This window comes from Stenotrophomonas sp. YJH_SMC_20 (assembly GCF_059367845.1).
This window is the reverse complement of record NZ_JCAFRG010000006.1, coordinates 123,846-147,511: the sequence shown is the minus strand read 5'-3', so window position 1 is coordinate 147,511 and position 23,666 is coordinate 123,846. Positions and strand designations below refer to the sequence as shown.

Below are 23,666 nucleotides of genomic sequence, written 5' to 3'. Positions count from 1 at the left end.
CACCGCCCTCCACGCATGGCGTGGATCTACCGGAACGCCCGCCAACGGCCGGCGCTACCGGTGGTGGGTCATTCGGCGTAGATCATCTTCCGGGTCATGCCGCCGTCGACGATGAAATCCTGGCCGGTGCTGAAGCCGGACAGCGACGACAGCAGGTATACCGCGAGCGCGCCGATGTCCTCTGGGTGGCCGACGCGGCCGACCGGATGCTGTGCGTGGTCGATGGCCGAGTACTCCGGCTCGTGTCGCCGTGAGGGTGCCTGCCACTCGCAGGTGCCGATCCAGCCCGGGCTGATGCTGTTCACCCGCACCGCCGGGCCGGCGCTGATCGCCAGCGCATGGGTGAAGGCCACCAGGCCACCCTTGGCCGCCGCATAGGCCTCGCTGTGCGCTTCGGATTGCCAGGCGCGGGTCGAGGCGATGTTGATGATGGCGCCGGCGGCGCTGGTTGTCAGCGCCGGCAACGCGTGCTTGCTGCACAGGAAAGCGCCGTGCAGCGACGACAGGCGGCGCTGCCATTCATCCCAGTCCATGTCCTGCAGCCGCGAGCCGTGCGCATCGGCGATGCCCGCGTTGTTGACCAGCCCGTCGATGCGACCAAAACGCTGCAGGGCCGTGGCAATGAAGTCGCGCACACTGGCTTCGTCGGTAATGTCCAGGTGCTGGAATGCGGCGTCCTCACCGCGTTGCCACTCGCGCAGGCAGGCCTGGCCGGCTTCCACGTCCAGGTCGCCGATCAACACGCGGCCACCTGCACCGAGCACGCACTGGGCGATGCCACGGCCGATGCCGTTGGCGCCGCCGGTGACCAGCACCACCTTGCCCGACAGCGGCGCGGCCGGCCAAGCGGCAATCGGCGGCACCGTGCTCACGACAGGTCTTCGCCACGCAGGCGGCGATGCCAGCCGTCCACGCCGATACGGTCCAAGGTCTGGATGTTGCGCTCGACGATCACGTCCGGATCAGGGAACGCGTCCACCGCGCGCGCCACGCTGTCTTCGCGCAGCAGGTGCAGGGTGGGGAAGGGCGCACGGTTGGTATAGTTGCTGGCATCGCCCGGCGCCACGCCTTCGAACTGGTAGTCCGGATGGAAGCTGGCCACCTGCAGGATGCCCTGCAGGTCCAGCGCCTCGATCGCCGCATCGGCGTTGTCGAGGAAGTCGTTGTAGTCGAGGAAATCGGTCAGCACCTGCGGATGCACGATCAGCGTGGTATCGATCTGCTCGGCCGGCGTATCGCGCAGCAGGACCAGTTCCTCGGCCAGCTGCTCAACCAGGGCTTCCGTCGTGGTCGCATCGCTGAGCACGATGCGGACCTGGTCCTTCACATACACCGCCTTGGCGAACGGGCACAGGTTCAGGCCGATGACGATGCGTTCCAGCCACAGGCGGGTGGCGGCGATCGGGTCCTCGGTGGGCAGTTGGGCGTCGGTCATGGCGGGCACGTCGGCTGGCGGGGCGGACATTGTAGGCGCGTCGCTTGCAACGCGCCGTCGTACCGCAGGTGCCGGCGCCGGGCCATGCCCGGCGGCCAGATCAATCGCGGAAATTGTTGAACTGCAGCGGCAGCTCGAACTTGCCGGCCTTGAGCACGGCGATGGCGTCCTGCAGGTCATCGCGCTTCTTGCCCTGCACGCGCAGCTTGTCGCCATTGATCTGGCTTTCAACCTTCAGCTTGGCCTCCTTCAGCGCAGCGGCGATCTTCTTGGCGACCTTCTGCTCGATGCCCTGCTTGACGGTGATTTTCTGCCGGGCCTGGGCCAGGTTGGTCTCGATGTCGCCGAATTCGAGGCTGAGCACATCGATGCCGCGCGCGGCCAGGCGTGCACGCAGGATGTCGTTCATCTGCTTGAGCTGGAACTCGGTCGGCGCGAACTGGTTGATCACATCGCCATCGCGCTCGAACTTGGCATCCACGCCCTTGAAATCGAAGCGGGTGGCCAGTTCGCGGTTGGCCTGGTCGATGGCGTTGGTCAGTTCGTGGGTGTCGACTTCGGACACGACGTCGAAGGAAGGCATGGCGATGCTCCGCAGGATTCAGTGGCAGCCATTCTATCGCGAGGGCCCTATGCCCGCCCTTTGTAGCGCCGAGCCCACGTTCGGCTGCTTTGTGAAGAGCAGCCGAGCGTGGGCTCGGCTCTACAGAAAGCGACGACCGGGCGATAATGGGCCATGAACGTGCAACGCTCCCCTTCGCGCGCAGTGGCCTGGATGGTCGCTGCGGTCGCCTGCTTCTCGCTGATGGACGCCGGCATGAAGCAGCTGTCGGCCAGCTACCCCACCCTGGAAGTGACCTTCCTGCGCGGCGCGGCCTCGTTGCCGTTCGTGCTGGTCTGGGTGCTGGCCAGCGCCGGGCCGCGTTCACTGGTGCCGCGCCGCTGGGGGCTGCACCTGCTGCGTGGTGCGCTGGGCATGGCGATGATCGGCTGCTTCGTGTTCGCCCTGCGCGACCTGCCGCTGTCCACTGCCTACACCATCTATTTCGTCGCCCCGCTGCTGATCGCTGCGCTGTCGGTGCCGCTGCTGGGCGAACGGGTCGGGCCGCGGCGCTGGGTAGCCATCGGCATCGGCCTGGTCGGCGTGCTGGTCGTGCTGCGGCCGGGCGTGGACGGCTTCATTTCGGTGCCTGGGCTGATGGTGCTGGCCGCGGCCACCGCCTATGCCGTAGCCGCGATCACGGTCAGCCTGCTGACCCGCACCGATACCTCGCAGTCGATGGTGGTCTGGTTCCTGGTGATCATGGCCATCGGTGCCGGCCTGCTGGCCCTACCCGGCTGGGTGCCACTGCAACTGGCACATGCGCCGCTGATCGGCGGCATGGGCCTGGCCGGAGCGCTGGGCCAGATCGCCCTGACCAGGGCCTTCCAGCTGGGCGAGGCCTCGATGATCGCGCCGCTGGAGTACAGCGGGCTGGTCTGGGTGATCGGCTGGGACCTGGCGTTCTGGGGCCAGCTGCCCGATGGCTATACCTGGGTGGGGGCGGCGATCATCGTTGCGTCCGGCCTGTACCTGCTGCATCGCGAGCGGGTGAACCGGCAGGAGCCGCCGAAGCCGTTGGACCACCCCTGAGCCGGGGTAGGGCCGGCCGGCGGCCGGCAACCCCTCGCGCCGGAGGGACCGCTGCAGGTGCCGGCCAGCGGCCGGCGCTACCGTGGGCAGCGGCTTAGAACCAAAAGGAATAACATTCTGGCCCATGGCGCGGGCGCGCGACCGCCTGCGCTGGTAGGCTGCACGCCCCCTTCCGTCACCCAGCCGGTGAGCCACGCCCGTGATCGAGTTCCAGCGCCTGCACAAATCCTATGCCGTTGCCGGCCGCGCAGTGAGCGCGCTGCAGCCGCTGGACCTGACCATCGAGGCCGGTGAGGTATTCGGCATCATCGGCCATTCCGGCGCCGGCAAGTCGACGCTGATCCGCATGATCAACCGCCTGGAAGAACCCAGTGGTGGGCGTCTGCTGATCGGTGGCGAGGATGTCACCGCACTGGACGCGGACGGCCTGCGCGCGCTGCGCCGGCGCATCGGCATGATCTTCCAGCACTTCAACCTGCTGTCTTCGCGCACGGTGGCCGGCAACGTCGCCTTCCCGCTGGAGCTGGCCGGCACGCCGAAGGCGGAGATCGACGCACGCGTGGTCGAGCTGCTGCAGACCGTTGGCCTGGAAGCGCATGCGCAGAAGTATCCGGCGCAGCTGTCCGGTGGCCAGAAGCAGCGCGTCGGCATTGCCCGCGCACTTGCAACGCGTCCGCAGATCCTGTTGTGCGACGAGGCCACCAGTGCGCTCGATCCGCAGACCACGGCATCGGTGCTGTCGCTGCTGTCGAAGATCAATCGCGAGCTGGGCCTGACCATCGTGCTGATCACCCACGAGATGGACGTGATCCGCCGCGTCTGCGACCGCGTCGCCGTGCTCGACGCCGGCCAGATGGTCGAGACCGGGCCGGTCACCCGGGTGTTCCTGCATCCACAGCATCCGACCACGCGCCGTTTCGTCAGCGAATCGGAGCACATGGACGAAGGTGCGCTGCATCGCGATTTCGATGCCGTCGGTGGCCGCATCGTGCGGCTGACGTTCCTCGGTGGCGACACCTATGAACCCCTGCTCGGCAGCGTGGCGCGGCAGACCGGGGTCGACTACAACATCCTGTCCGGCCGTATCGACCGGATCAAGGACACCCCGTATGGCCAGCTGGTCGTCGCCCTGGTGGGCGGTGACCAGTCCGCCGCGCAGGCCGCATTCGTGGCCGCCGGCGTGCACGTTGAGGAACTGCGTCGATGATCATCGCTACTGCCGGCGGCTTCTTCCGCCACTTGGATGCGGACAAGTGGGTGGATATCGGCAAGGCCACCCTCGAGACGCTGCTGATGATGGCCGGCTCGCTGCCGCTTACCCTGGCCATCGGCCTGCCGATGGGCGTGCTGCTGTACGTGTTCGGCGCGCCGCAGATGAAACGCCGGCCACTGGTCTATGGCGCGCTGGCGATCGTGGTGAACCTGCTGCGTTCGGTACCCTTCATCATCCTGATGGTGGTGTTGATCCCGGTATCGCTGTGGTTGATGGGCCAGTCGATCGGCGTGCTCGGCACGTTGCCGGCGCTGGTCATCGGTGCGGCGCCGTTCTACGCGCGCCTGGTGGAAACCGCGCTGCGCGAAGTGGACCGCGGCGTGGTCGAGGCCGCGCAGTCGATGGGTGCCACCACTTGGCAACTGGTCACCCGGGTGCTGCTTCCCGAGGCGCGGCCGGGCCTGATTGCCGCCGCCACGGTCACTACCGTTGCTCTGGTTGGCTTCACTGCCATGGGCGGCGCGATCGGTTCCGGCGGCCTGGGCGACCTGGCGCTGCGCGAAGGCTACCAGCGCAACCGCACCGACGTGGCCCTGGTTACCGTGGTGGTGCTGCTGATCCTGGTGCAGCTGCTGCAGATGCTCGGCGACCGCCTGGTCGCGCACTACACCCGCAAGTAGCCCGCCTCAGATAGTGCCGGCCGCTGGCCGGCAACGATGCGCTGCTCCAGGTGTGCCGGAGCTGCCGGCCAGCGGCCGGCACTACATCTGCGCCCGGCGCTCTCTCAACGCACGTTGGGTACTTCGTAACCCAGCTTGCCGACCTGCTCCGGGCGCTGTGGCACACGCTTGAGCTTGTCGGTGTTCACCCCGTATTCGTCACGCAGGCGCTCGGCCAGTTCCTTGTAGAGGCCCTTGTCCATGTCCGGTGTGCGCGAGAAGATCCAGGCCATCTCGCGGCCCGGGTAGCCGATCAGTGCCCAGGAATAATCCGGTGCTACTTCCAGCACCCGTGAATGGGTGGGCACCACGCGATAGAACCAGGTGCGCCAGCCGTGATTGCCGCTGTCCGGGTCGACACTGGCGCGTGCGCGGATCTCCTGCAGGGGTTCGCCGAAGCCATCACGATAGCGGTAGGTGATGCCGACCTTGTGCGCGTCGCGCAGTTCGTACTCGTTGACGCTGGCCACATGGCCGCGCTCGACGAAGTTCGGCACGCGGCCAATCACGTACCAGGTACCCATGAAGCGCTTCAGGTCGATCGGCGCATCCGGGTCGGCGACGCGTGGGGCGCTGGCACGGGGCGATGGCGGCTCGCTGGCGGCCACGGCGGGGCCCGCCAGGGACAGGGCCAAGAGCATGGCGCAGAGCGGGCGGATCGAAGTCATGCGGGAGCGGGCTCAGGAGGGCTTTGCGTGAGCATGGTCGACTGAGCGTGCGCGATCCGTCAATGGTGTCGCAGCCTTTGAGAAGGGCATTGACCAAGCTGTGTTGCACTGTCTACCGGAGAAGCCCCATGAACGCACGTTCCGTCCGTCGCCCTGCAGCTGAACGCGTCAGCCTTGAACGTGCCGACCCGCGCCTGCTGCGCAGCGTGCGGCAGTTGGCCCTGGCCGGTGTGGCACTGGTCCTGGTCTGGCCGGCCGCGCGTGGTAGCAGCGCGTGGCTGGGCTGGTTGCCGATGTGGCTGGTGGGCATGCCGCTGGTGGCCTGGTGGGCGCTGCTGCGCTTCCCGTTGCCTCGCCTGTCGTGGCTGCGGCGGGCGCGTCACACCGGTGGACAGGCGGACCGACGCGGTGGCGGTGCGGCCCGCCGCCGTCGCGGCGCCACCGCCGCGGCCTGACCTTCGACACGGGGGCGACAGCGGTGATCCATGCTAGCGTTCCAAGGCTTATGACTGCCTGGAGCTGCAATGTCACGATTCGCTTCCGCCTGCCTGTTGGCTGGCATGATGACCGCTGCCTCGGTGGGGACCGCCGTGGCCGCTGAAGACACCGACCGTTACGCCTGGCTCGAAGACGTAACCGGCGACAAGCCGCTGGCCTGGGTCAAGGAACAGAACGCCAAGTCCGAGGCGCGCCTTGCGCAGACCCCGGCATTCAAGCAGATGGAAGCCAGCATCCGCGAGGTGCTCGACTCCGATGCCAAGATTCCCGCCGTGCAGAAGATCGGCGACTACTACTACAACTTCTGGAAGGACCAGCAGCACGAGCGTGGCCTGTGGCGACGCACCACCCTGGCCGAATACCGCAAGGCCTCGCCGCAGTGGGAAACCGTGCTCGACCTGGATGCACTGAACAAGGCCGAGGGTGAGAACTGGGTCTGGCACGGCGCCGATTGCCTGCGCCCGGACTACAGCCGTTGCCTGATCGCGTTGTCGCGCGGCGGCGCCGATGCCGACGTCACCCGCGAATTCGACCTGGCCAACAAGACCTGGATCAAGGATGGCTTCTTCCGTCCGGAGTCGAAGGGCGGCCTCAACTGGATCGACCGCGATACCGTGTTCGTCTACACCGACTTCGGTGCCGGCTCGATGACCACCTCCGGCTACCCGCGCGTGGCCAAGCTGTGGAAGCGTGGCACTCCGATGGCCTCGGCCACGACGGTGTACGAAGGCAAGCCGGAAGACATGTACATCGCGGCGACGCACGATGACACTCCGGGCTTCGAACGCAACCTGGTCAGCCGCACGCTCGCCTTCTACAACAACGAGATCTACCTGCGCGGTGACGATGGCACGCTGACCAAGATCGACGCGCCGAATTCGGCCGAGAAGGGCCTGCACAAGCAATGGCTGACCCTGGAGCTGCGTGATCCGTGGACTGTCGGGGGCAAGACCTATGCGTCCGGTTCGTTGCTGGCCACCAAGCTGGATGACTTCCTGGCCGGCAAGCGCGAGTTCGACGTGCTGTTCACCCCGACCGCGACCACCTCGCTGGCCAGCGCCACCTGGACCAGGAACCATCTGGTGCTGAACGTGCTGGACGACGTCAAGAACCGCCTGTCGGTGCTGACGCCGGGCGCCAATGGCTGGCAGACCAGCCGCTTCGTTGGTGCACCGGCTTTCGGCACGCTGGGGGTGGCTGCGGTCGACAGCAATGACAGCGACGCGGTGTGGCTGACGGCCACCGACTATCTGACCCCGACCACGCTGGCGCTGGCCGAGATCGGCCAGGCCCCGGAAACGCTGAAGACCATGCCGGCCTTCTTCGATGCCAAGGGCAAGGTGATCGAGCAGCACTTCGCCACCAGCAAGGATGGCACCCGCGTGCCGTACTTCGTTGTGCACGATCGGGCGATGAAGCTGGACGGTTCCAATCCGACCCTGCTGTACGGCTACGGTGGCTTCGAGATCTCGCTGACCCCGAGCTATTCCGGTGGCATGGGCCGCGCCTGGCTGGAAAAGGGCGGCGTGTACGTGGTCGCCAACATCCGTGGCGGTGGCGAGTATGGGCCGCGCTGGCACCAGGCGGCACTGAAGCAGAACCGCCACAAGGCCTATGAAGACATGGCCGCGGTGGCGCGCGATCTGGTCAAGCGCAAGATCACCAGCGCCAGGCACCTGGGCGTGCAGGGCGGCAGCAATGGTGGCCTGCTGACCGGCAACATGCTGACCCAGTACCCGGAGCTGTTCGGTGCGGTGGTGGTGCAGGTGCCGCTGCTGGACATGAAGCGCTACAACCACCTGCTGGCAGGCGCATCGTGGATGGCCGAGTACGGCAACCCGGATACCAGCGACTGGGAGTTCATCAAGACCTTCTCGCCGTACCACCTGTTCGATGCGAAGAAGAAGTACCCGCCGGTGCTGTTCACCACGTCCACCCGCGATGACCGCGTGCATCCGGGCCATGCCCGCAAGATGGCGGCGAAGATGATCGACGCCGGCAAGGACGTGACCTACTACGAGAACATCGAAGGTGGCCACGGCGGCGCCGCCAACAACGCGCAGGCCGCACACATGTCGGCGCTGGCCTACAGCTTCCTGTGGGAGCGGTTGGGCGGCAAGTAAGCAGAACGGAAAACGCCGCCCCAGGGCGGCGTTTTCCGTTATCGGGTAGCGCCGGGCCATGCCCGGCGCGCGCGTAGCGCGGCAGGATGCCGCCGGGCATGGCCCGGCGCTACCGGAAATGCTTCAACCCACGCGCGATCCGCTCCACCGCCTCCTGCAATCGCGGCACTTCCTGGGTATAGGCCAGGCGCACGTGCTGGTTGGCACGATGGAAGCCGAAATCCAGCCCGGGCGTGAATGCCACATGCTCGGTTTCCAGGAAGTGGGCGCAGAACGCCTGCGCATCGTCGGTGAACGCGCTGACGTCTGCGTACAGGTAGAACGCGCCCTGCGGCTCGACCTCGATACGGAAGCCCAGCTCACGCAGTGCGGGCAGCAGGAAGTCGCGACGCTGGCGGAACGCGTCGCGGCGCTGTTCGAAGATCGCCATCGATTCCTCGCTGAAACAGGCGAGGGCGGCATGCTGGGCGATGCTCGAGGCGCTGATGTACAGGTTCTGCGCCAGCTTCTCCAGGTCCGGTACCGCGGCCGGCGGTGCCACCAGCCAGCCCAGCCGCCAGCCGGTCATGCCGAAATACTTGGAGAAGCTGTTCAGCACGAACGCGCTGTCATCCACCTGCAGCACGCTGGGCGCATCCAGGCCATAGGTGAGGCCGTGGTAGATCTCGTCCACCACCAGGTGGCCGCCCCGCGCGTGCAGGGCCTGCGACAGTGCGGCCAGATCGTCGGCGGAAAGCACGGTGCCGGTCGGGTTGGCCGGTGAGGCGACCAGCGCGCCGACGCTGTCGGCATCCCAGTGCTGTTCCACCAGTGACGGGGTCAGCTGGTAGGCGGTCTCCGGCCCGACCGGTACCAGTTGCGCACCGCCTTCCACCAGGCGCAGGAAGTGGCGGTTGCACGGATAGCCGGGGTCCGCCAGCAGCCAGTGGCGGCCGGGATCGACCAGCAGGCTGCTGGCCAGCAGCAGCGCACCGGACCCACCCGGTGTGACCAGGATGCGTTCAGGGCCGATATCCAGCCCGTAATGGCTGCGATAGAAGCCGCTGATGGCCTCACGCAGAGCCGGCAGGCCACGTGCGGCGGTGTAGCGGGTATGACCGGCGGCCAATGCGGCCTGGCCGGCGCGCACGACAGGTTCGGCGGTGGTGAAGTCCGGTTCGCCGATTTCCAGGTGGATCACATCGTGGCCGGCCTGCTCCAGCGCCTGTGCGCGGGCCAGCAGGGACATCACGTGGAATGGAGCGATTTCATGGCTGCGCCGGCTGTAGCCCGGCGTGTGGGGCAGGGTGCTCATGTGCCCATGGTACGCCGCGCGTCTGGGTCATGCGTTCTGGTAGTGCCGGCCGCCGGCCGGCATTCCGACCGTCTCCGGGTTCGTGAGGTTGCTGGCCAGCGGCCGGCACTCCCCATGACGATCCGCAGGGTTGCCCGCAGCCCTCCTGCAACCCAGACTCGGGCACAAGGACGCCATTGCATTGCAGTTCAAGGAACCCCACTACATGAAATCCACTCTCTGCCTGTTGCTCGCCAGCCTGATGACCACTACTGCCACCGCCGCCACTCCGCCTGTTCCGCCGGATGCCGCCAAGCATCCGCATGTGGTCAAGGCGCCGTTCGGCGCGACCCGCAACGATGACTATTACTGGCTGCGCGACGACAAGCGCGAGAACAAGGACATGCTGGCCTACCTGCAGGCCGAGAATGCCTACGCGGACCAGGTGCTGGCGCCGCTCAAGCCGCTCGAAGACACCCTGTACAAGGAGATCGTCGGCCGCATCAAGCAGGACGATTCCAGCGTGCCGGCGCGTGAGCGCGGCTATTGGTACTACAGCCGCTTCGAGACCGGCCAGGACTATCCGATCCACGCGCGCCGCAAGGGCAGCATGGAGGCCGCCGAGGAGATCCTGCTGGACGTCAACGCCATGGCCGCCGGCAAGGGCTATTTCAGCGTCGGCTCGATGGAAGTGAGCCAGGACAACCAGCTGCTGGCCTGGGCCGAGGATGATGTGGGCCGCCGCCAGTACACGATCCGCTTCAAGGATCTGGCCACCGGCAAGGTGCTGCCCGATGTGATCACCGGCAGCTCCGGCGACCTGGTCTGGGCCGACGACAACCGCACCGTGCTGTATGTCGAGAACGATCCGGAAACGCTGCTCACCGTGCGCGTGAAGAAGCACGTGCTGGGCACTCCAGCCAGCGCCGACACCGTCGTCTACGAAGAGAAGGACGACAGCTTCTACATGGGCATCGGCCGCACCCGCGATGATCGCTTCATCACCATCGGCGTGCACAGCACCGTGTCCTCGGAAGAGCGCTACGCACCGGCCGGCGACCCGACCACGTTCACCGTGCTGGCCCCTCGCCAGCGTGACGTCGAGTACGATGCCGACCACTACGACGGCCGCTGGGTGATCCGCACCAACGACGGCGTGAAGAACTTCAAGCTGGTCACTGCGCCGACCGATGCCACTTCGCGTGCGCAATGGAAGGACTGGATCGCGCACGACGATGCGGTGTTCATCGAAGGCTTCGAACTGTTCGATGGCTACACCGCCATCGCCGAACGCTCCGAGGGCCTGGAACGCATCCGCCTGCTGTTCAAGGATGGCCGCAGCGACTACGTGAAGGCTGATGAGCCAGCGTACTCGATGGGCCTGGGCGACAACACCGAGGCCGATACGCCCTGGCTGCGCTACGTCTACACCTCGATGACCACCCCCACCACCGTGTTCGAACTGAACACCGCCACCGGTGAGCGCCGCCAGCTGAAGGTGCAGCCGGTGATCGGCTATGACGCGTCGAAGTACGAAACCGACCGCGTCTGGATCACCGCACGTGATGGCGTGAAGGTGCCGGTGTCGCTGGTCTACCGCAAGGGCTACCAGAAGGACGGCAAGGGCGCGCTGTTCCAGTACGCCTATGGCAGCTATGGCATGTCGATGGATCCGTACTTCAACCAGACCGCGGTAAGCCTGCTTGATCGTGGCGTGGTGTATGCCATCGCCCACATCCGCGGCGGCCAGGAAATGGGCCGCGACTGGTACGAGAACGGCAAGCTGCTGCACAAGCAGAACACCTTCAACGACTTCATCGACGTCACCCGCGGCCTGGTCGCACAGGGCTGGGCGGCGAAGGATCGCGTCGCTGCGTCCGGTGGCAGCGCCGGTGGCCTGCTGATGGGCGCGGTGGCCAACCAGGCCCCGCAGGATTACCGGGTGATGGTGGCGCAGGTCCCGTTCGTCGACGTGGTCACCACCATGCTCGACCCGACCATTCCGCTGACCACCAATGAGTACGACGAGTGGGGCAACCCGGAACAGAAGCAGTATTACGACTACATGCTGTCCTACTCGCCCTACGACAACGTGAAGCGGCAGGCGTACCCGGCGCTGTTCGTGGGTACCGGCCTGTGGGATTCGCAGGTGCAGTACTGGGAGCCGGCCAAGTGGGTGGCCAAGCTGCGTGACGACAACACCGGCCACTACCCGATCCTGTTCCGCACCAACATGGAAGCCGGCCACGGCGGCAAGTCGGGGCGCTTCCAGCGCTACCGCGAGCTGTCCGAGTCGTACGCGTTCGTGCTGCAGCAGCTGGGCATCGCCCAGCCGTGATCGCGACAGGGTGCCGGGCGCTGCCTGCACCCTGAACCGGTATCCTTGCGGCCATGAGCGCGCCAGATCCTTCCGCCCCTCGCGATGCCGCCACGCCTCCGCGCGTAGTGCGTTTCCGCTGGGCGTGGTGGCTGCTGGCGTATGTCAGCCTCGGCACCGGCATCGTCGGCATCTTCGTGCCGGGCCTGCCGACCACCGTATTCATCCTGATTTCGGCCTGGGCCGCCTCGCGTGGCTCCGAGCGCCTGCACAACTGGCTGCTGCAGCATCCACGCTTCGGCCCGGCCATCGCCAACTGGCAGGCACACGGGGCGGTCAGCCGCTACGGCAAGTGGATGGCCACGATCACCATGGCGGTATGCGCCGCCATCATGCTGTGGTGCGTACCGATTGCCTGGGTGAAGTGGTTCTCGATCGGCAGCATGACCGTGGTGGCGATCTGGCTGTGGACGCGGCCGCTTCCGCCTCCCGAGGATTGAGCGCCTGCGGTAGTGCCGGCCGCTGGCCGGCAACCCGATTCCCTGCACCAACCGCTCAGCCGCCAATGGCTATACTCGGGCCATGAAGATCCCCCATCGAAACGCCATCCTGATTCCGCTGGCAGCGGCCTCGCTGCTGCTCCTCGCCGCCTGCGGCAACAAGGGCCCGCTGGTACTGCCGCAGAAGCCGGTGCCGGTGGAAGAAACCGTCGAACCCGCTGCCGAGCCCGCCACCGAGGCGACCCCGGCGGAGGCCCAGGGCGCCGTTGCCCCCGCCACGACCGTCGACCCGGCTGCAACGACCACTCAGCCGGCACCCGCGCCAGCGAAGAAGGCGGGCAGCGGGGATGAGTAAGGCCAGTTCCACGGCGCTGCGCTTCAGCAAGATGCACGGCGCGGGCAATGATTTTGTAGTGATCGACCTGCGTGACGGCACCGCGCCGCCTACGCCCGAACTGGCCGCGCGCCTTGCCGACCGCCACACCGGCGTCGGCTGCGACCAGATCCTGACCATCGAAGCGCCGCGTGCGGAAGGCTCGGTGGCCTCGTACCGCATCTGGAATGCCGACGGTTCCAATTCCGAGCAGTGCGGCAATGGCGCGCGCTGCATCGCGGCCTGGCTGGTGCGCCAAGGGAGTGCGCAGGGCGATGCGTTCGTCATCGACAGCCCGCTGGCCAGCCATGAAGTGAAGGTGCTGGGCGAAGGGCAGTTTGCGGTGACGATGGGCGTGCCTGCCTTCGAGCCGGCCAACGTGCCGCTGATGGGCTTCGCCCACCCGCGCGAGGAATACCTGCTGCCGCTGCAGGGCGAGAGCGTCCGCTTTGCTGCGGTGTCGATGGGCAACCCGCATGCGGTGATCGAAGTCGGCCTGATCGATGCTGCGCCGGTCGAGCGCGTCGGTGCGCTGCTGCAGCAGCATGCCTCGTTCCCGCGCTCGGTGAACGTGGGCTTCGCCCAGGTGATGGGCCCGGCGCACGCCCGCCTGCGCGTGTTCGAGCGCGGCGTCGGCGAAACCCTGGCCTGTGGCAGTGGCGCCTGCGCCGCTGCGGTGACCCTGATGCAGCGCGGCCGCCTGCAGCGCGATGCCCGCATCAGCCTGCCCGGTGGTGACCTGCGCATCCAGTGGCCGGGGGATGGCCAGCCTGTGGTGATGGCCGGCCCGACCGCATTCGTCTTCGAAGGGGAGTGGATGGCATGAGCGAAACCGTCGACAAGCTCGGGACCCACGAAGTCGCTGCCTGGTTGCGGCGTCATCCCGGCTTCCTCAAGCAGTTCCCGGACCTGGCCCTGACCCTGGTGGTGCCGCGCGATGACGGCCCGACCGCATCGCTGGCCAGCTACCAGCTGGAAGTGCTGCGCGAGAAGAACCGCGAGCTGGCGCGACGGTTGGCCGACCTGGGCGCGACCGCCCAGGTCAACGAGCGGCTGGCGGTGCGCACGCATCAGCTGACCCTGGCACTGATGAAGCAGGACAATGCGGCCGACACTCTGCGTGCGATGGCCGCTTCGTTGCAGGAAGACTTCGCCGGCGACCTGGTGCGGCTGGTGGTGCATGCGCCGGTGGCCGGGCTGGAACAGGCCGACTGGCTGCAGGTGATCGCCGCCGATGATCCGCAACTGGGCCCGTTCCGCGACTGCCTGAAGGACGGCGAGCCGATCTGCGGCCGCCTGCAGCCGGAGAAGAACGCCGTGCTGTACGGCGCGCGCAGCGAGGAGGTGCAGACCACCGCGCTGCTGCCGCTGCCGGGGGTTGGCCTGATCGCGGTCGGCAGCCATGATCCGAACCGTTTCTACCCGGGCATGGGCACGTTGTTCCTGCGCATGATGGGCGACGCCCTGGCCACTGGCCTGAAGCGCTTCCCGAGCTGAGCAGGGCACGACGGCGATGAGCGCGGTACAGGCGTTCCTGCAGCATCTGCAGGTGGAGCGGCGGATGTCGGCGCACACACTCGACGCCTACCGCCGCGACCTGGACGCGCTGTCGGCCTGGGCCGAGCCGCGTGGCGTAGCCGTGGAGGCACTCGATGCCGATGCGTTGCGCCAGTTCGTGGCCGACGAGCATCGCCGCGGCCTGTCGGCCAAGAGCCTGCAGCGCCGCCTGTCGGCCTGCCGCAGCTTCTATGCCTGGCTGCTCAAGCACGGCCGCATCGAGGTCAGCCCTGCAGCGACGCTGAAGGCACCGCGCGCACCGCGCCGGTTGCCGCAGGTGCTCGATGCCGACGAAGCCGTACAGCTGGTCGAGCTTGAACCGGAAGGTGAACTCGGCCGACGTGATCGCGCGCTGCTGGAGCTGTTCTATTCCTCGGGCCTGCGCCTGAGCGAAGTCTGCGCGCTGACCTGGCGCGATCTGGATTTCGACAGCGGCCTGGTCAACGTGCTGGGCAAGGGCAACCGCCAGCGCAGGGTGCCGTTCGGCCGGCCGGCGCGCGAAGCGCTGCAGGCGTGGCGCGCGGAAAGTGGTGGCGGCCCGGCCTCGCCGGTGTTTCCTGGCCGCAACGGGCCGATCAGCCAGCGCGCGGTGCAGATCCGCATCCGCCAGCTGGCGCAGCGCCAGGGCCTGTTCAAGCAGGTGCACCCGCACATGCTGCGGCACAGTTTTGCCAGCCACATCCTGGAGTCGTCCGGCGACCTGCGCGGTGTGCAGGAGCTGCTGGGCCATGCCGACATCGCCACCACGCAGATCTATACCCACCTCGATTTCCAGCACCTGGCCAAGGTCTACGACGCCGCGCACCCGCGCGCGAAGCGCCGACGCAGCAGCGAGGGCAGCGGAGAAAGCTGAACGATGCCCCTGCGGTGGCCGGTCGCGGGTGGCTTGAAGGGCGCAGCGCAGTCCCCACCTCTGGTTCTGTCACCCCGGAGGCATCATGGACCCCAGTCAGAACCCCAACGTTTTCCACGCCACCACCATCGTCTGCGTCCGTCGCGGCGAGCACGTGGCCATTGCCGGCGACGGCCAGGTCACGCTGGGCCACACCGTGATGAAGGGCAATGCACGCAAGGTGCGCCGCCTTGGCCGCGACGGCCAGGTGCTGGCCGGTTTCGCCGGTGCCGCCGCCGATGCCTTCACCCTGTTCGAGCTGTTCGAGGCCAAGCTGGAAAAGCACGGCCAGCTGCAGCGCGCTGCGGTCGAGCTGGCCAAGGATTGGCGCACCGAGCGCCGCCTCGGAAAGCTTGAAGCCCTGTTGGCTGTGGCTGACAAGGAAACCTCGCTGATCATCAGCGGCACCGGCGATGTGATCGAACCCGAGGACGGCATCATCGCCATCGGCTCCGGTGGCTCGTATGCACTGTCGGCCGCGCGCGCGTTGATGGCACATACCGAAATGGATGCGCGCACGATTGCCAGTGAAGCGATCGGCATCGCCGGCGACATCTGCATCTACACCAACCGCAACGTGGTGGTCGAGGAGCTGTGACGGGGAACCCGTCACAGACATTCCAGATTCGCCGGGCATGGCCCGGCGCTACCGTCCGGGGCCGTTCGGTTCCGGCATCGTAGACAACGAATTCGTGAGCACATCCATGTCGAAGATCGAAGTATCCTCCGCCACCATGACCCCGCGCGAGATCGTGCAGGAACTGGATCGGCATATCGTGGGCCAGCACGACGCCAAGCGTGCCGTGGCCATCGCCCTGCGCAACCGCTGGCGCCGCATGCAGCTGGCGCCGGAGCTTCGCAATGAAGTGATGCCCAAGAACATCCTGATGATCGGCCCGACCGGCGTCGGCAAGACCGAGATCGCGCGCCGCCTGGCTACGTTGGCCAACGCGCCGTTCGTGAAGGTCGAAGCCACGCGCTTCACCGAAGTGGGCTACGTCGGCAAGGACGTCGAGCAGATCATCCGCGACCTGGCCGACACCGCGGTCAAGCTCTATCGCGAACAGGCCAAGGTGCGCGTGCGTACCCAGGCCGAAGAACGCGCCGAAGACCGCATCCTCGATGCGCTGCTGCCGCGTCGTAGCGGCGGCATCGGTTTCGATCCTGAAGTCGCCCGCAACGAACCGTCGGCGCAGGACAACGAGACCCGCATCAAGTTCCGCAAGATGCTGCGCAACGGTGAGCTGGACGAGCGTGAGATCGAGCTCGACCTGGCGGCCAATGTCAGCATGGACATCATGACCCCGCCGGGCATGGAGGAAATGGGCCAGCAGCTGAAGTCGATGTTCGCCAACCTGGGTGGCGGCGCGAAGGCGCACAAGCGCACGCTGACCATCAAGGCCGCGCGTCCGCTGCTGATCGAGGAAGAGGCCGGCAAGCTGGTCAACGAGGACGATATCCGCACTGCGGCAATCGAGGCCTGCGAGCAGCACGGCATCGTCTTCATCGACGAGATCGACAAGGTTGCCAAGCGCGGCGACAACGTGGGCGGTGGCGATGTCTCCCGCGAAGGCGTGCAGCGCGACCTGCTGCCGCTGGTGGAAGGCTCCAACGTGTCCACCAAGTACGGCACGATCAAGACCGACCACATCCTGTTCATCGCGTCGGGCGCGTTCCACCTGGCCAAGCCCAGCGACCTGATTCCGGAGCTGCAGGGCCGTTTCCCGATCCGCGTTGAGCTGGGCGCGTTGAGCAAGGGCGACTTCGTGCGCATCCTGACCGAACCGAAGGCGGCGCTGACCAAGCAGTACGAAGCACTGCTGGCCACCGAAGGCGTCAAGGTCAGTTTCACTGCCGATGCCATCGAGCGCCTGGCCGAGATCGCGTTCCAGGTGAACGAGCGCCAGGAAAACATCGGCGCGCGCCGCCTGCATACGGTGCTGGAGCGCCTGCTGGATTCGCTCAGCTACGAGGCACCGGACCGCGATGGCGAAACCCTGGCCATCGACAGCGCCTACGTCGATGCACACCTGGGTGAGCTGGTGCAGGACCCGGACCTGAGCCGCTACATCCTGTAGTGCGCATCGCGGTCGGATCCTTCGCCGTGGCGAGGGCCCTGACTCCATCCGCTGCAACAGAAAAGGCCGCCGCAGGGCGGCCTCTTGCGTTGGCGCTCAGCGCGATTGCCGGGCGAGGTAGGCCTGCAGTACCTGGTCGATCACTGCACTGGTGCGGGCGGCGCTGATGCCGTTCGAGGGCGAGTGCCCGTGGCCGCGCAGTTCGTCCACGACGGAGGCGATCAACGGCTGCTGGACCGATGGCGGGTTCGGGATATCGAATGCCTGCACGCCCGCTTCGGTCTCCAGCACCACCGGAACGTCCTCGAAGGTGGCAAAGCGCAGCTGCCCCAGGTCGCCGGTGATCTCGACCTCGTCCTGTCGGCGGAACGCGCAGAAGGTCCATTGCGCGATGCCGTGCGCCCCCACCCCGGTGCGGAAGCACATCGAGACGCTGTCTTCGGCGGCGTAGGCGCCGGTCAACGAACTGGCCAGGCCGCGCACGTCGCTCAGGGGCCCCAGCAGATGGTCGAGCAGGTCCAGCGTGTGCGAGCCCAGGTCGACGAACAGCCCGCCGCCGGCGATGGCGGGGTTGGTTCGCCAGAAGTCCGGCGATGCGGCAGCCGCCGAATGTGGCCGATGCAGGGTGGCGCGCACGCTGCGCGGCGTACCGATCGCGCCGCTGTCCAGCAGCTGCTTCACCTGTGCGAAGCGGGGCAGGGCACGGCGGTAGTAGGCCACGAACACGGGCACGCCGCTGCGGGCGCTGGCCGCGATGATGCGCTGGCACTCGTCGTGGTTCATGGCCATCGGCTTTTCGATGTAGACCGGCTTGCCTGCAGCAATCGCCTGCAATGCGTAGTGCATGTGCGTGGAGGGCGGTGTTGCAACGTAGACCGCGTTCACCTCCGGATCGGCGATGAGTGCATCGGCGTCCGCGTACCAGCGCGGAATCGCGTGGCGGCGTGCATAGTCTTCGGCCAATGCGGCATTGCGGCGCATGACCGCCACTACCCGTGAGCCTGGCGTGTTGGCCAGGGCCGGCCCGCTCTTCTTCTCGGTGACGCTGCCACACCCGATGAAGCCCCACACCACGTTGTCCAGGATCATCGATCTGCCCTTGCAGGGGGTGCCGCATCGATGGGAGCAGCCTCGGGCAGCGGCTCGGGGACGGTGCCGGGAACGAACACACCATCCTTCACGTAGGCGGCCAGGGTCATGTCCAGCGCGAGCATGCCATCGCGCTTGAGGTCCATCAGTTCCGGTTCGACCATCGCGCCGTGCAGCACGCCCAGCACGGTGGCGTGCAGCATGCGTGCGGCGATCTTCGGGTCGGCGCCCTCGCGCAGCTGGCCCAGGTCCTTGGCGCGGCGCAGGGCGCGCTCCATCCGGTCCAGCGCATCGCGGAAGCCGGCCTGCTGCATTTCGGTCAGGACCCTGGTGTCGGCCGACGCATCGCTGCGCAGCATGATCTCCATGGTCTTGCGCAGGCGTTCGTCCTCGGACAGCTCGATGAACGAGTGGATCATCACCGCGCGCAGGTCGTGCACCGGGGTGTCGCGCTGGTCGGTGGAGGTGCGCTCCAGTTCCTGCATGAAGGGCAGGTGCACCCGCTCGACGATCGCGGCCAGCACCTCGCTCTTGTTCTTGAAGTGCCAGTACACCGCGCCACGGGTATAGCCGGCGCGGGCGCCGATCATCTCCAGCGTGGTACGGGCCACGCCGTGTTCATGGAAGCAGGCTTCGGCGGCGTCAAGGATGCCTTCCCGGGTTGCCTGGGTGTCCTCTTTGGTCTTGCGGGCCATGGGTAGGTACGAGTGCGGGTGAAACGTGGCTGAATTGTACCGGTTTACAAACAAACAAGCGTGTATGTATATTTCGCTCCCATCATTCCCGTCGTGTGCGTGGCAGGCCGGTCCGGCTCCCACTCCCCGCTGGTGCGCGTTGCCTGCTGGCGCTTTCGGCCTGTATCAGCGCGATTTGAGATTCCTTCCCCTAAGAGCCTTTCCGTCATGTTGCTGAGCCGAATCCGACCCTTTGCACTGTCGCTGGCCATCGCCGCAGCCGTGGCTGCCTGCGGCGGCCAGCCCCAGGCCCCCGAGCAGGGCCCGGGTGACGTCACCGTGGTCACGCTGAAGTCCGAAACCGTGGGTCTGACCCGCGAACTGCCGGGCCGTACCAACGCCTTCCTGGTCGCCGAAGTGCGCCCGCAGGTCAACGGCATCGTTGCCAAGCGCCTGTTCACCGAAGGCGGCATGGTCAAGGCCGGCGAGCCGCTGTACCAGATCGAGGACGCCAGCTACCGCGCCCAGGCCAACAGCGCCCGCGCCCAGCTGGCCCGCGCCGAAGCCACGGCCAACGCCGCGCGCCTGAGCGCCAAGCGCATCACCGAGCTGGCCAAGGTCGACGCGGTCAGCCAGCAGGACCTGGAAAACGCCGTCGCCGCGCAGAAGCAGGCCGAGGCCGATGTCGGTGCCGCCAGGGCCTCGCTGGACGCGGCCAACGTCACCCTCGGCTATGCCCGCATCACCGCGCCGATCAGCGGCCGCATCGGCAAGTCCAGCGTCACCCAGGGTGCGCTGGTCAGCGCCGGCCAGGCCAATGCACTGGCGACCGTGCAGCAGCTGGACCCGATCTATGTCGACCTGACCCAGTCCTCCGCCGAGCTGCTGCAGCTGCGCCGCGAACTGGCCGCCGGCCGCCTGCAGGACAACCAGACCCTGCCGGTCAGCATCCTGATGGAAGACGGCAGCACCTTCGAGCACAAGGGTACGCTGGAGTTCTCCGAAGTCAGCGTCGATCCGACCACCGGCAGCTTCGGCCTGCGCGTGAAGGTGGACAACCCGGACGGCCTGCTGATGCCGGGCATGTACGTGCGTGCGGTGATCGGCGGCGGCGTGCGCAGCGATGCGGTGCTGGTGCCGATGCAGGGCATCGCCCGCGATCCGAAGGGCGACACCACGGCGATGGTGGTCGGCAAGGACAACAAGGTCGAAGTGCGCCCGGTCAAGGTCAGCCGCACGGTCGGCGACAAGTGGCTGGTCGAGGACGGCCTGAAGGCCGGTGACAAGGTCATCGTCGAAGGCCTGCAGAAGATCGGCCCCGGCATGCCGGTCAAGGCCACCGAGAAGGGCGCTGCTCCGGCCAAGCCGGCGGCAGCCGCCCAGCCTGCCGCCCCGGCCGGCGACGCGAAGTAAGCGGAGAACTCCATGGCACGCTTTTTCATCGATCGACCCATCTTTGCGTGGGTGATCGCCATCATCATCATGCTCGCCGGCGGCCTGGCCCTGTTCAAGCTGCCGGTCTCGATGTACCCCAACGTCGCACCGCCGGCGGTGGAAATCAGCGCCACCTACCCGGGGGCATCGGCCAAGGTGGTCGAGGACTCGGTGACGCAGATCATCGAGCAGAACATGAAGGGCCTCGATGGCCTGATCTACTTCTCCTCCAACAGCTCGTCCAACGGCCAGGCCACCATCACCCTGACCTTCGAGAGCGGCACCAACCCGGATATCGCCCAGGTGCAGGTGCAGAACAAGCTGCAGCTGGCCATGCCGCTGCTGCCGCAGGAAGTGCAGCGGCAGGGCATCAACGTGGCCAAGTCCAGCTCGGGCTTCCTGAACGTCATCGCGTTCGTGTCCGAGAACGGCAGCATGGACGCCAACGACATCGCCGACTACGTCGGTTCCAATGTCGTCGATCGCCTGAGCCGCGTGCCGGGCGTGGGCAACATCCAGGTGTTCGGTGGCAAGTACGCCATGCGCATCTGGCTGGACCCGAACAAGCTGCATACCTATGGCCTGTCCGTCGCGGAAGTGACTGCGGCGATCAAGGCACAGAATGCCCAGGTGGCGATCGGCCAGCTCGGCGGTGCGCCGTCGGTGAAGGGCCAGCAGCTCAACGCCACCATCAACGCGCAGTCGCGCCTGCAGACCCCGGAACAGTTCCGCAACATCATCGTGCGCGGCGCGCAGGACGGTGCCGAGCTGCGCCTGGGTGATGTCGCCCGCGTCGAACTGGGGGCCGAGTCCTACGACTTCGTCACCCGCTACAACGGCCAGCCGGCCAGCGGCCTGGCGGTCACCCTGGCCACCGGCGCCAACGCGCTGGATACTGCGGCCGGCGTGGACGCTGCGCTGGAAGACATGAAGAGCTTCTTCCCGGCCGGGCTGAAGGCCGAGATCCCGTACGACACCACCCCGTTCGTGCGCGTGTCGATCAAGGGCGTGGTGCAGACCCTGCTCGAAGCGATCGTGCTGGTGTTCGTGGTGATGTACCTGTTCCTGCAGAACTTCCGCGCCACCCTGATCCCGACCATCGCCGTGCCGGTGGTGCTGCTGGGTACCTTCGGCGTGCTGGCGATGCTGGGCTTCTCGGTGAACATGCTGACCATGTTCGCGATGGTGCTGGCGATCGGTCTGCTGGTGGACGATGCCATCGTGGTGGTGGAGAACGTCGAGCGCATCATGTCCGAGGAAGGACTGTCGCCGCTTGAAGCGACCCGCAAGTCGATGGGCCAGATCACCGGTGCGCTGGTGGGTATCGGCCTGGTGCTGTCGGCGGTGTTCGTGCCGATGGCCTTCATGAGCGGATCCACCGGTGTGATCTACCGGCAGTTCTCGGCCACGATTGTCTCTGCAATGGCGTTGTCGGTGCTGGTGGCGATCGTGCTGACGCCGGCACTGTGCGCGACCATGCTCAAGCCGCTGAAGAAGGGTGAGCATCATGTTGCCCACCGCGGCCTGGTCGGTCGCTTCTTCAACGGTTTCAACCGTGGCTTCGACCGCACCAGCGAAAGTTACCAGCGTGGTGTGCGCGGCATCATCCATCGTCCGTGGCGCTTCATGGGCATCGTGGCGGCACTGTTCGTGCTGATGGGCGTGCTGTTCGTGCGCCTGCCCAGCTCGTTCCTGCCCAACGAAGACCAGGGCGTGCTGATGGCGCTGGTGCAGGCCCCGGTCGGCGCCACCCAGGAGCGCACGCTGGAATCGATCGCGGCATTGGAGAACCACTTCCTGCAGAACGAGAAGGATGCGGTGGATTCGGTGTTCTCCGTGCAGGGCTTCAGCTTCGCCGGCATGGGCCAGAACGCCGGCATGGCGTTCGTCAAGCTGAAGGACTGGAGCGAGCGTGACGCCGACAATGGCGTGATGCCGATCACCGGTCGTGCGATGGCGGCCCTGGGCCAGATCAAGGATGCCTTCATCTTTGCCTTCCCGCCGCCGGCCATTCCGGAACTGGGTACTGCCTCGGGCTATACCTTCTTCCTGAAGGACAACAGCGGCCAGGGCCACGAGGCACTGGTCGCCGCACGCAACCAGCTGCTCGGCCTGGCCGCCGGCAGCAAGAAGCTGGCCAACGTGCGCCCGAACGGCCAGGAGGACACGCCGCAGTTCCGCATCGACATCGACGCGGCCAAGGCGACCTCGCTGGGGCTGTCGATCGACCAGATCAACGGCACGCTGGCCGCTGCGTGGGGCAGCTCGTACATCGATGACTTCGTCGATCGTGGCCGCGTCAAGCGCGTGTTCGTGCAGGCCGACCAGCCGTTCCGCATGGTCCCGGAGGACTTCGACCTCTGGTCCGTGAAGAACGACAAGGGCGAGATGGTGCCGTTCAGTGCATTCGCCACCAAGCACTGGGATTACGGTTCGCCGCGCCTGGAGCGCTACAACGGTGTGTCGGCGATGGAGATCCAGGGCGAACCGGCCCCGGGTGTCGCCTCCGGCGATGCCATGGCCGAGATCGAGCAGCTGGCCAAGCAGCTTCCGGCGGGCTTCGGCATCGAGTGGACGGCGATGTCCTACCAGGAACGCCAGGCCGGCTCGCAGACGCCACTGCTGTACACGCTGTCGCTGATGATCGTGTTCCTGTGCCTGGCCGCGATGTATGAAAGCTGGAGCGTACCGACCGCGGTGCTGCTGGCGGCCCCGCTGGGTATCCTCGGCGCGGTGCTGGCCAACACCTTCAAGGGCCTGGAGCGCGACATCTATTTCCAGGTGGCGATGCTGACCACGGTGGGCCTGACCAGCAAGAACGCGATCCTGATCGTCGAGTTCGCCAAGGAAAACCTGGAAAAGGGCGCCAGCCTGATCGAGTCGATCATGCACGCCGTGCGCGACCGCCTGCGCCCGATCGTGATGACCTCGCTCGCCTTCGGCATGGGCGTGGTACCGCTGGCGATCTCCACCGGCGCCGGTTCCGGCGCCAAGCAGGCGATCGGCACCGGCGTGCTCGGCGGCATGATCGTCGGCACCGTGCTCGGCGTGTTCTTCGTGCCGCTGTTCTTCGTGGTGGTGCAGCGCGTGTTCAAGCGCAAGACCGCCGAGTGATGAAATCCGGTAGCGCCGGGCCATGCCCGGCGGATGCCTCACCGCGTAGCCGCCGGGCATGGCCCGGCGCTACCAC

General features: G+C 66.9%; 22 protein-coding genes. 15 read left to right on the top strand and 7 right to left on the bottom strand.

The genetic code is table 11. The features are described 5' to 3' along the window. Window positions 1-68 precede the first annotated feature (68 nt). The 3 genes from AC5P6A_RS12505 to AC5P6A_RS12495 all read right to left on the bottom strand — a co-directional run bounded on the left by AC5P6A_RS12505 (window position 69) and on the right by AC5P6A_RS12495 (window position 2,018). On the bottom strand, window positions 69-872 hold the full coding sequence (locus AC5P6A_RS12505) for an SDR family oxidoreductase (RefSeq protein WP_346715113.1): 804 nt from the start codon (window positions 870-872) through the stop codon (window positions 69-71). Next, complete coding sequence (locus tag AC5P6A_RS12500) at window positions 869-1,435, bottom strand: DUF1415 domain-containing protein (protein WP_026347096.1); 567 nt, start codon at window positions 1,433-1,435, stop codon at window positions 869-871. The genes AC5P6A_RS12505 and AC5P6A_RS12500 overlap by 4 nt, the downstream gene beginning before the upstream one ends. A gap of 100 nt (window positions 1,436-1,535) precedes the next feature. Then, window positions 1,536-2,018, bottom strand: a complete 483-nt coding sequence (locus AC5P6A_RS12495; RefSeq protein WP_049411069.1) for a YajQ family cyclic di-GMP-binding protein — start codon at window positions 2,016-2,018, stop codon at window positions 1,536-1,538. 153 nt (window positions 2,019-2,171) lie between these two features. Between AC5P6A_RS12495 and AC5P6A_RS12490 the strand changes: the two genes are divergently transcribed. The 3 genes from AC5P6A_RS12490 (at window position 2,172) to AC5P6A_RS12480 (ending at window position 4,961) form a co-directional block, all read left to right on the top strand. Continuing rightward, the gene (locus AC5P6A_RS12490) at window positions 2,172-3,068 is read left to right on the top strand and encodes a DMT family transporter (RefSeq protein ID WP_019660712.1); all 897 of its coding nucleotides are present in this window, start codon (window positions 2,172-2,174) and stop codon (window positions 3,066-3,068) included. A gap of 199 nt (window positions 3,069-3,267) precedes the next feature. Then, window positions 3,268-4,275 (top strand): methionine ABC transporter ATP-binding protein, encoded by a 1,008-nt coding sequence (locus AC5P6A_RS12485; protein ID WP_021203891.1) that lies wholly within the window; start codon window positions 3,268-3,270, stop codon window positions 4,273-4,275. After that, entirely contained in the window at window positions 4,272-4,961 is a 690-nt protein-coding gene (locus AC5P6A_RS12480; protein ID WP_019660710.1) for a methionine ABC transporter permease, read from the top strand. The genes AC5P6A_RS12485 and AC5P6A_RS12480 overlap by 4 nt, the downstream gene beginning before the upstream one ends. A gap of 104 nt (window positions 4,962-5,065) precedes the next feature. On the opposite strand, the gene AC5P6A_RS12475 is transcribed toward AC5P6A_RS12480, so the two are convergent. Continuing rightward, window positions 5,066-5,668, bottom strand: a complete 603-nt coding sequence (locus AC5P6A_RS12475; protein ID WP_019660709.1) for a lipocalin family protein — start codon at window positions 5,666-5,668, stop codon at window positions 5,066-5,068. Between the two features lie 128 nt (window positions 5,669-5,796). Here AC5P6A_RS12475 and AC5P6A_RS12470 point away from each other — a divergent pair, with 128 nt between their 5' ends. Next, window positions 5,797-6,123, top strand: a complete 327-nt coding sequence (locus AC5P6A_RS12470) for a hypothetical protein (RefSeq protein WP_021203893.1) — start codon at window positions 5,797-5,799, stop codon at window positions 6,121-6,123. A gap of 69 nt (window positions 6,124-6,192) precedes the next feature. Then, entirely contained in the window at window positions 6,193-8,289 is a 2,097-nt protein-coding gene (locus tag AC5P6A_RS12465) for a prolyl oligopeptidase family serine peptidase (protein WP_021203894.1), read from the top strand. A 109-nt stretch (window positions 8,290-8,398) separates the two neighbouring features. Here AC5P6A_RS12465 and AC5P6A_RS12460 read toward each other — a convergent pair whose 3' ends face one another. Further along, window positions 8,399-9,583 (bottom strand): pyridoxal phosphate-dependent aminotransferase, encoded by a 1,185-nt coding sequence (locus tag AC5P6A_RS12460; protein ID WP_346715112.1) that lies wholly within the window; start codon window positions 9,581-9,583, stop codon window positions 8,399-8,401. A 205-nt stretch (window positions 9,584-9,788) separates the two neighbouring features. Between AC5P6A_RS12460 and AC5P6A_RS12455 the strand changes: the two genes are divergently transcribed. From AC5P6A_RS12455 to hslU, 8 genes are all read left to right on the top strand, one after another. Continuing rightward, entirely contained in the window at window positions 9,789-11,900 is a 2,112-nt protein-coding gene (locus tag AC5P6A_RS12455) for a S9 family peptidase (RefSeq protein ID WP_346715111.1), read from the top strand. Between the two features lie 53 nt (window positions 11,901-11,953). Further along, window positions 11,954-12,379 (top strand): YbaN family protein, encoded by a 426-nt coding sequence (locus tag AC5P6A_RS12450; RefSeq protein ID WP_019660705.1) that lies wholly within the window; start codon window positions 11,954-11,956, stop codon window positions 12,377-12,379. 82 nt (window positions 12,380-12,461) lie between these two features. Beyond that, entirely contained in the window at window positions 12,462-12,734 is a 273-nt protein-coding gene (lptM, locus tag AC5P6A_RS12445; RefSeq protein ID WP_031270510.1) for an LPS translocon maturation chaperone LptM, read from the top strand. Next, complete coding sequence (dapF, locus tag AC5P6A_RS12440; RefSeq protein ID WP_346715110.1) at window positions 12,727-13,578, top strand: diaminopimelate epimerase; 852 nt, start codon at window positions 12,727-12,729, stop codon at window positions 13,576-13,578. Before lptM ends, dapF begins: the two co-directional genes overlap by 8 nt. Beyond that, window positions 13,575-14,249, top strand: coding sequence for a DUF484 family protein (locus AC5P6A_RS12435; protein WP_346715109.1), 675 nt, complete (start codon window positions 13,575-13,577; stop codon window positions 14,247-14,249). The genes dapF and AC5P6A_RS12435 overlap by 4 nt, the downstream gene beginning before the upstream one ends. Window positions 14,250-14,265: 16 nt before the next feature. Beyond that, a complete protein-coding gene (xerC, locus tag AC5P6A_RS12430; protein ID WP_346715108.1) occupies window positions 14,266-15,162 on the top strand; it encodes a tyrosine recombinase XerC in 897 nt (298 codons plus the stop codon). 85 nt (window positions 15,163-15,247) lie between these two features. Beyond that, window positions 15,248-15,799, top strand: coding sequence for an ATP-dependent protease subunit HslV (gene hslV / locus AC5P6A_RS12425; protein WP_332329381.1), 552 nt, complete (start codon window positions 15,248-15,250; stop codon window positions 15,797-15,799). Between the two features lie 106 nt (window positions 15,800-15,905). Then, complete coding sequence (gene hslU, locus AC5P6A_RS12420) at window positions 15,906-17,279, top strand: ATP-dependent protease ATPase subunit HslU (protein WP_026347094.1); 1,374 nt, start codon at window positions 15,906-15,908, stop codon at window positions 17,277-17,279. Between the two features lie 96 nt (window positions 17,280-17,375). On the opposite strand, the gene AC5P6A_RS12415 is transcribed toward hslU, so the two are convergent. After that, on the bottom strand, window positions 17,376-18,368 hold the full coding sequence (locus tag AC5P6A_RS12415) for a Gfo/Idh/MocA family protein (protein ID WP_346715107.1): 993 nt from the start codon (window positions 18,366-18,368) through the stop codon (window positions 17,376-17,378). After that, window positions 18,365-19,063, bottom strand: a complete 699-nt coding sequence (gene smeT / locus AC5P6A_RS12410) for an efflux transporter SmeDEF transcriptional repressor SmeT (protein WP_171952612.1) — start codon at window positions 19,061-19,063, stop codon at window positions 18,365-18,367. The genes AC5P6A_RS12415 and smeT overlap by 4 nt, the downstream gene beginning before the upstream one ends. 207 nt (window positions 19,064-19,270) lie before the next feature. On the opposite strand from smeT, the gene smeD reads away from it, so the two are divergent. Together smeD and smeE are read left to right on the top strand one after the other, a co-directional pair. Continuing rightward, window positions 19,271-20,455, top strand: coding sequence for a multidrug efflux RND transporter periplasmic adaptor subunit SmeD (gene smeD / locus AC5P6A_RS12405; protein ID WP_155030142.1), 1,185 nt, complete (start codon window positions 19,271-19,273; stop codon window positions 20,453-20,455). Between the two features lie 12 nt (window positions 20,456-20,467). Then, the gene (smeE, locus tag AC5P6A_RS12400; protein ID WP_019660696.1) at window positions 20,468-23,590 is read left to right on the top strand and encodes a multidrug efflux RND transporter permease subunit SmeE; all 3,123 of its coding nucleotides are present in this window, start codon (window positions 20,468-20,470) and stop codon (window positions 23,588-23,590) included. The last annotated feature ends 76 nt before the right edge of the window (window positions 23,591-23,666 follow it).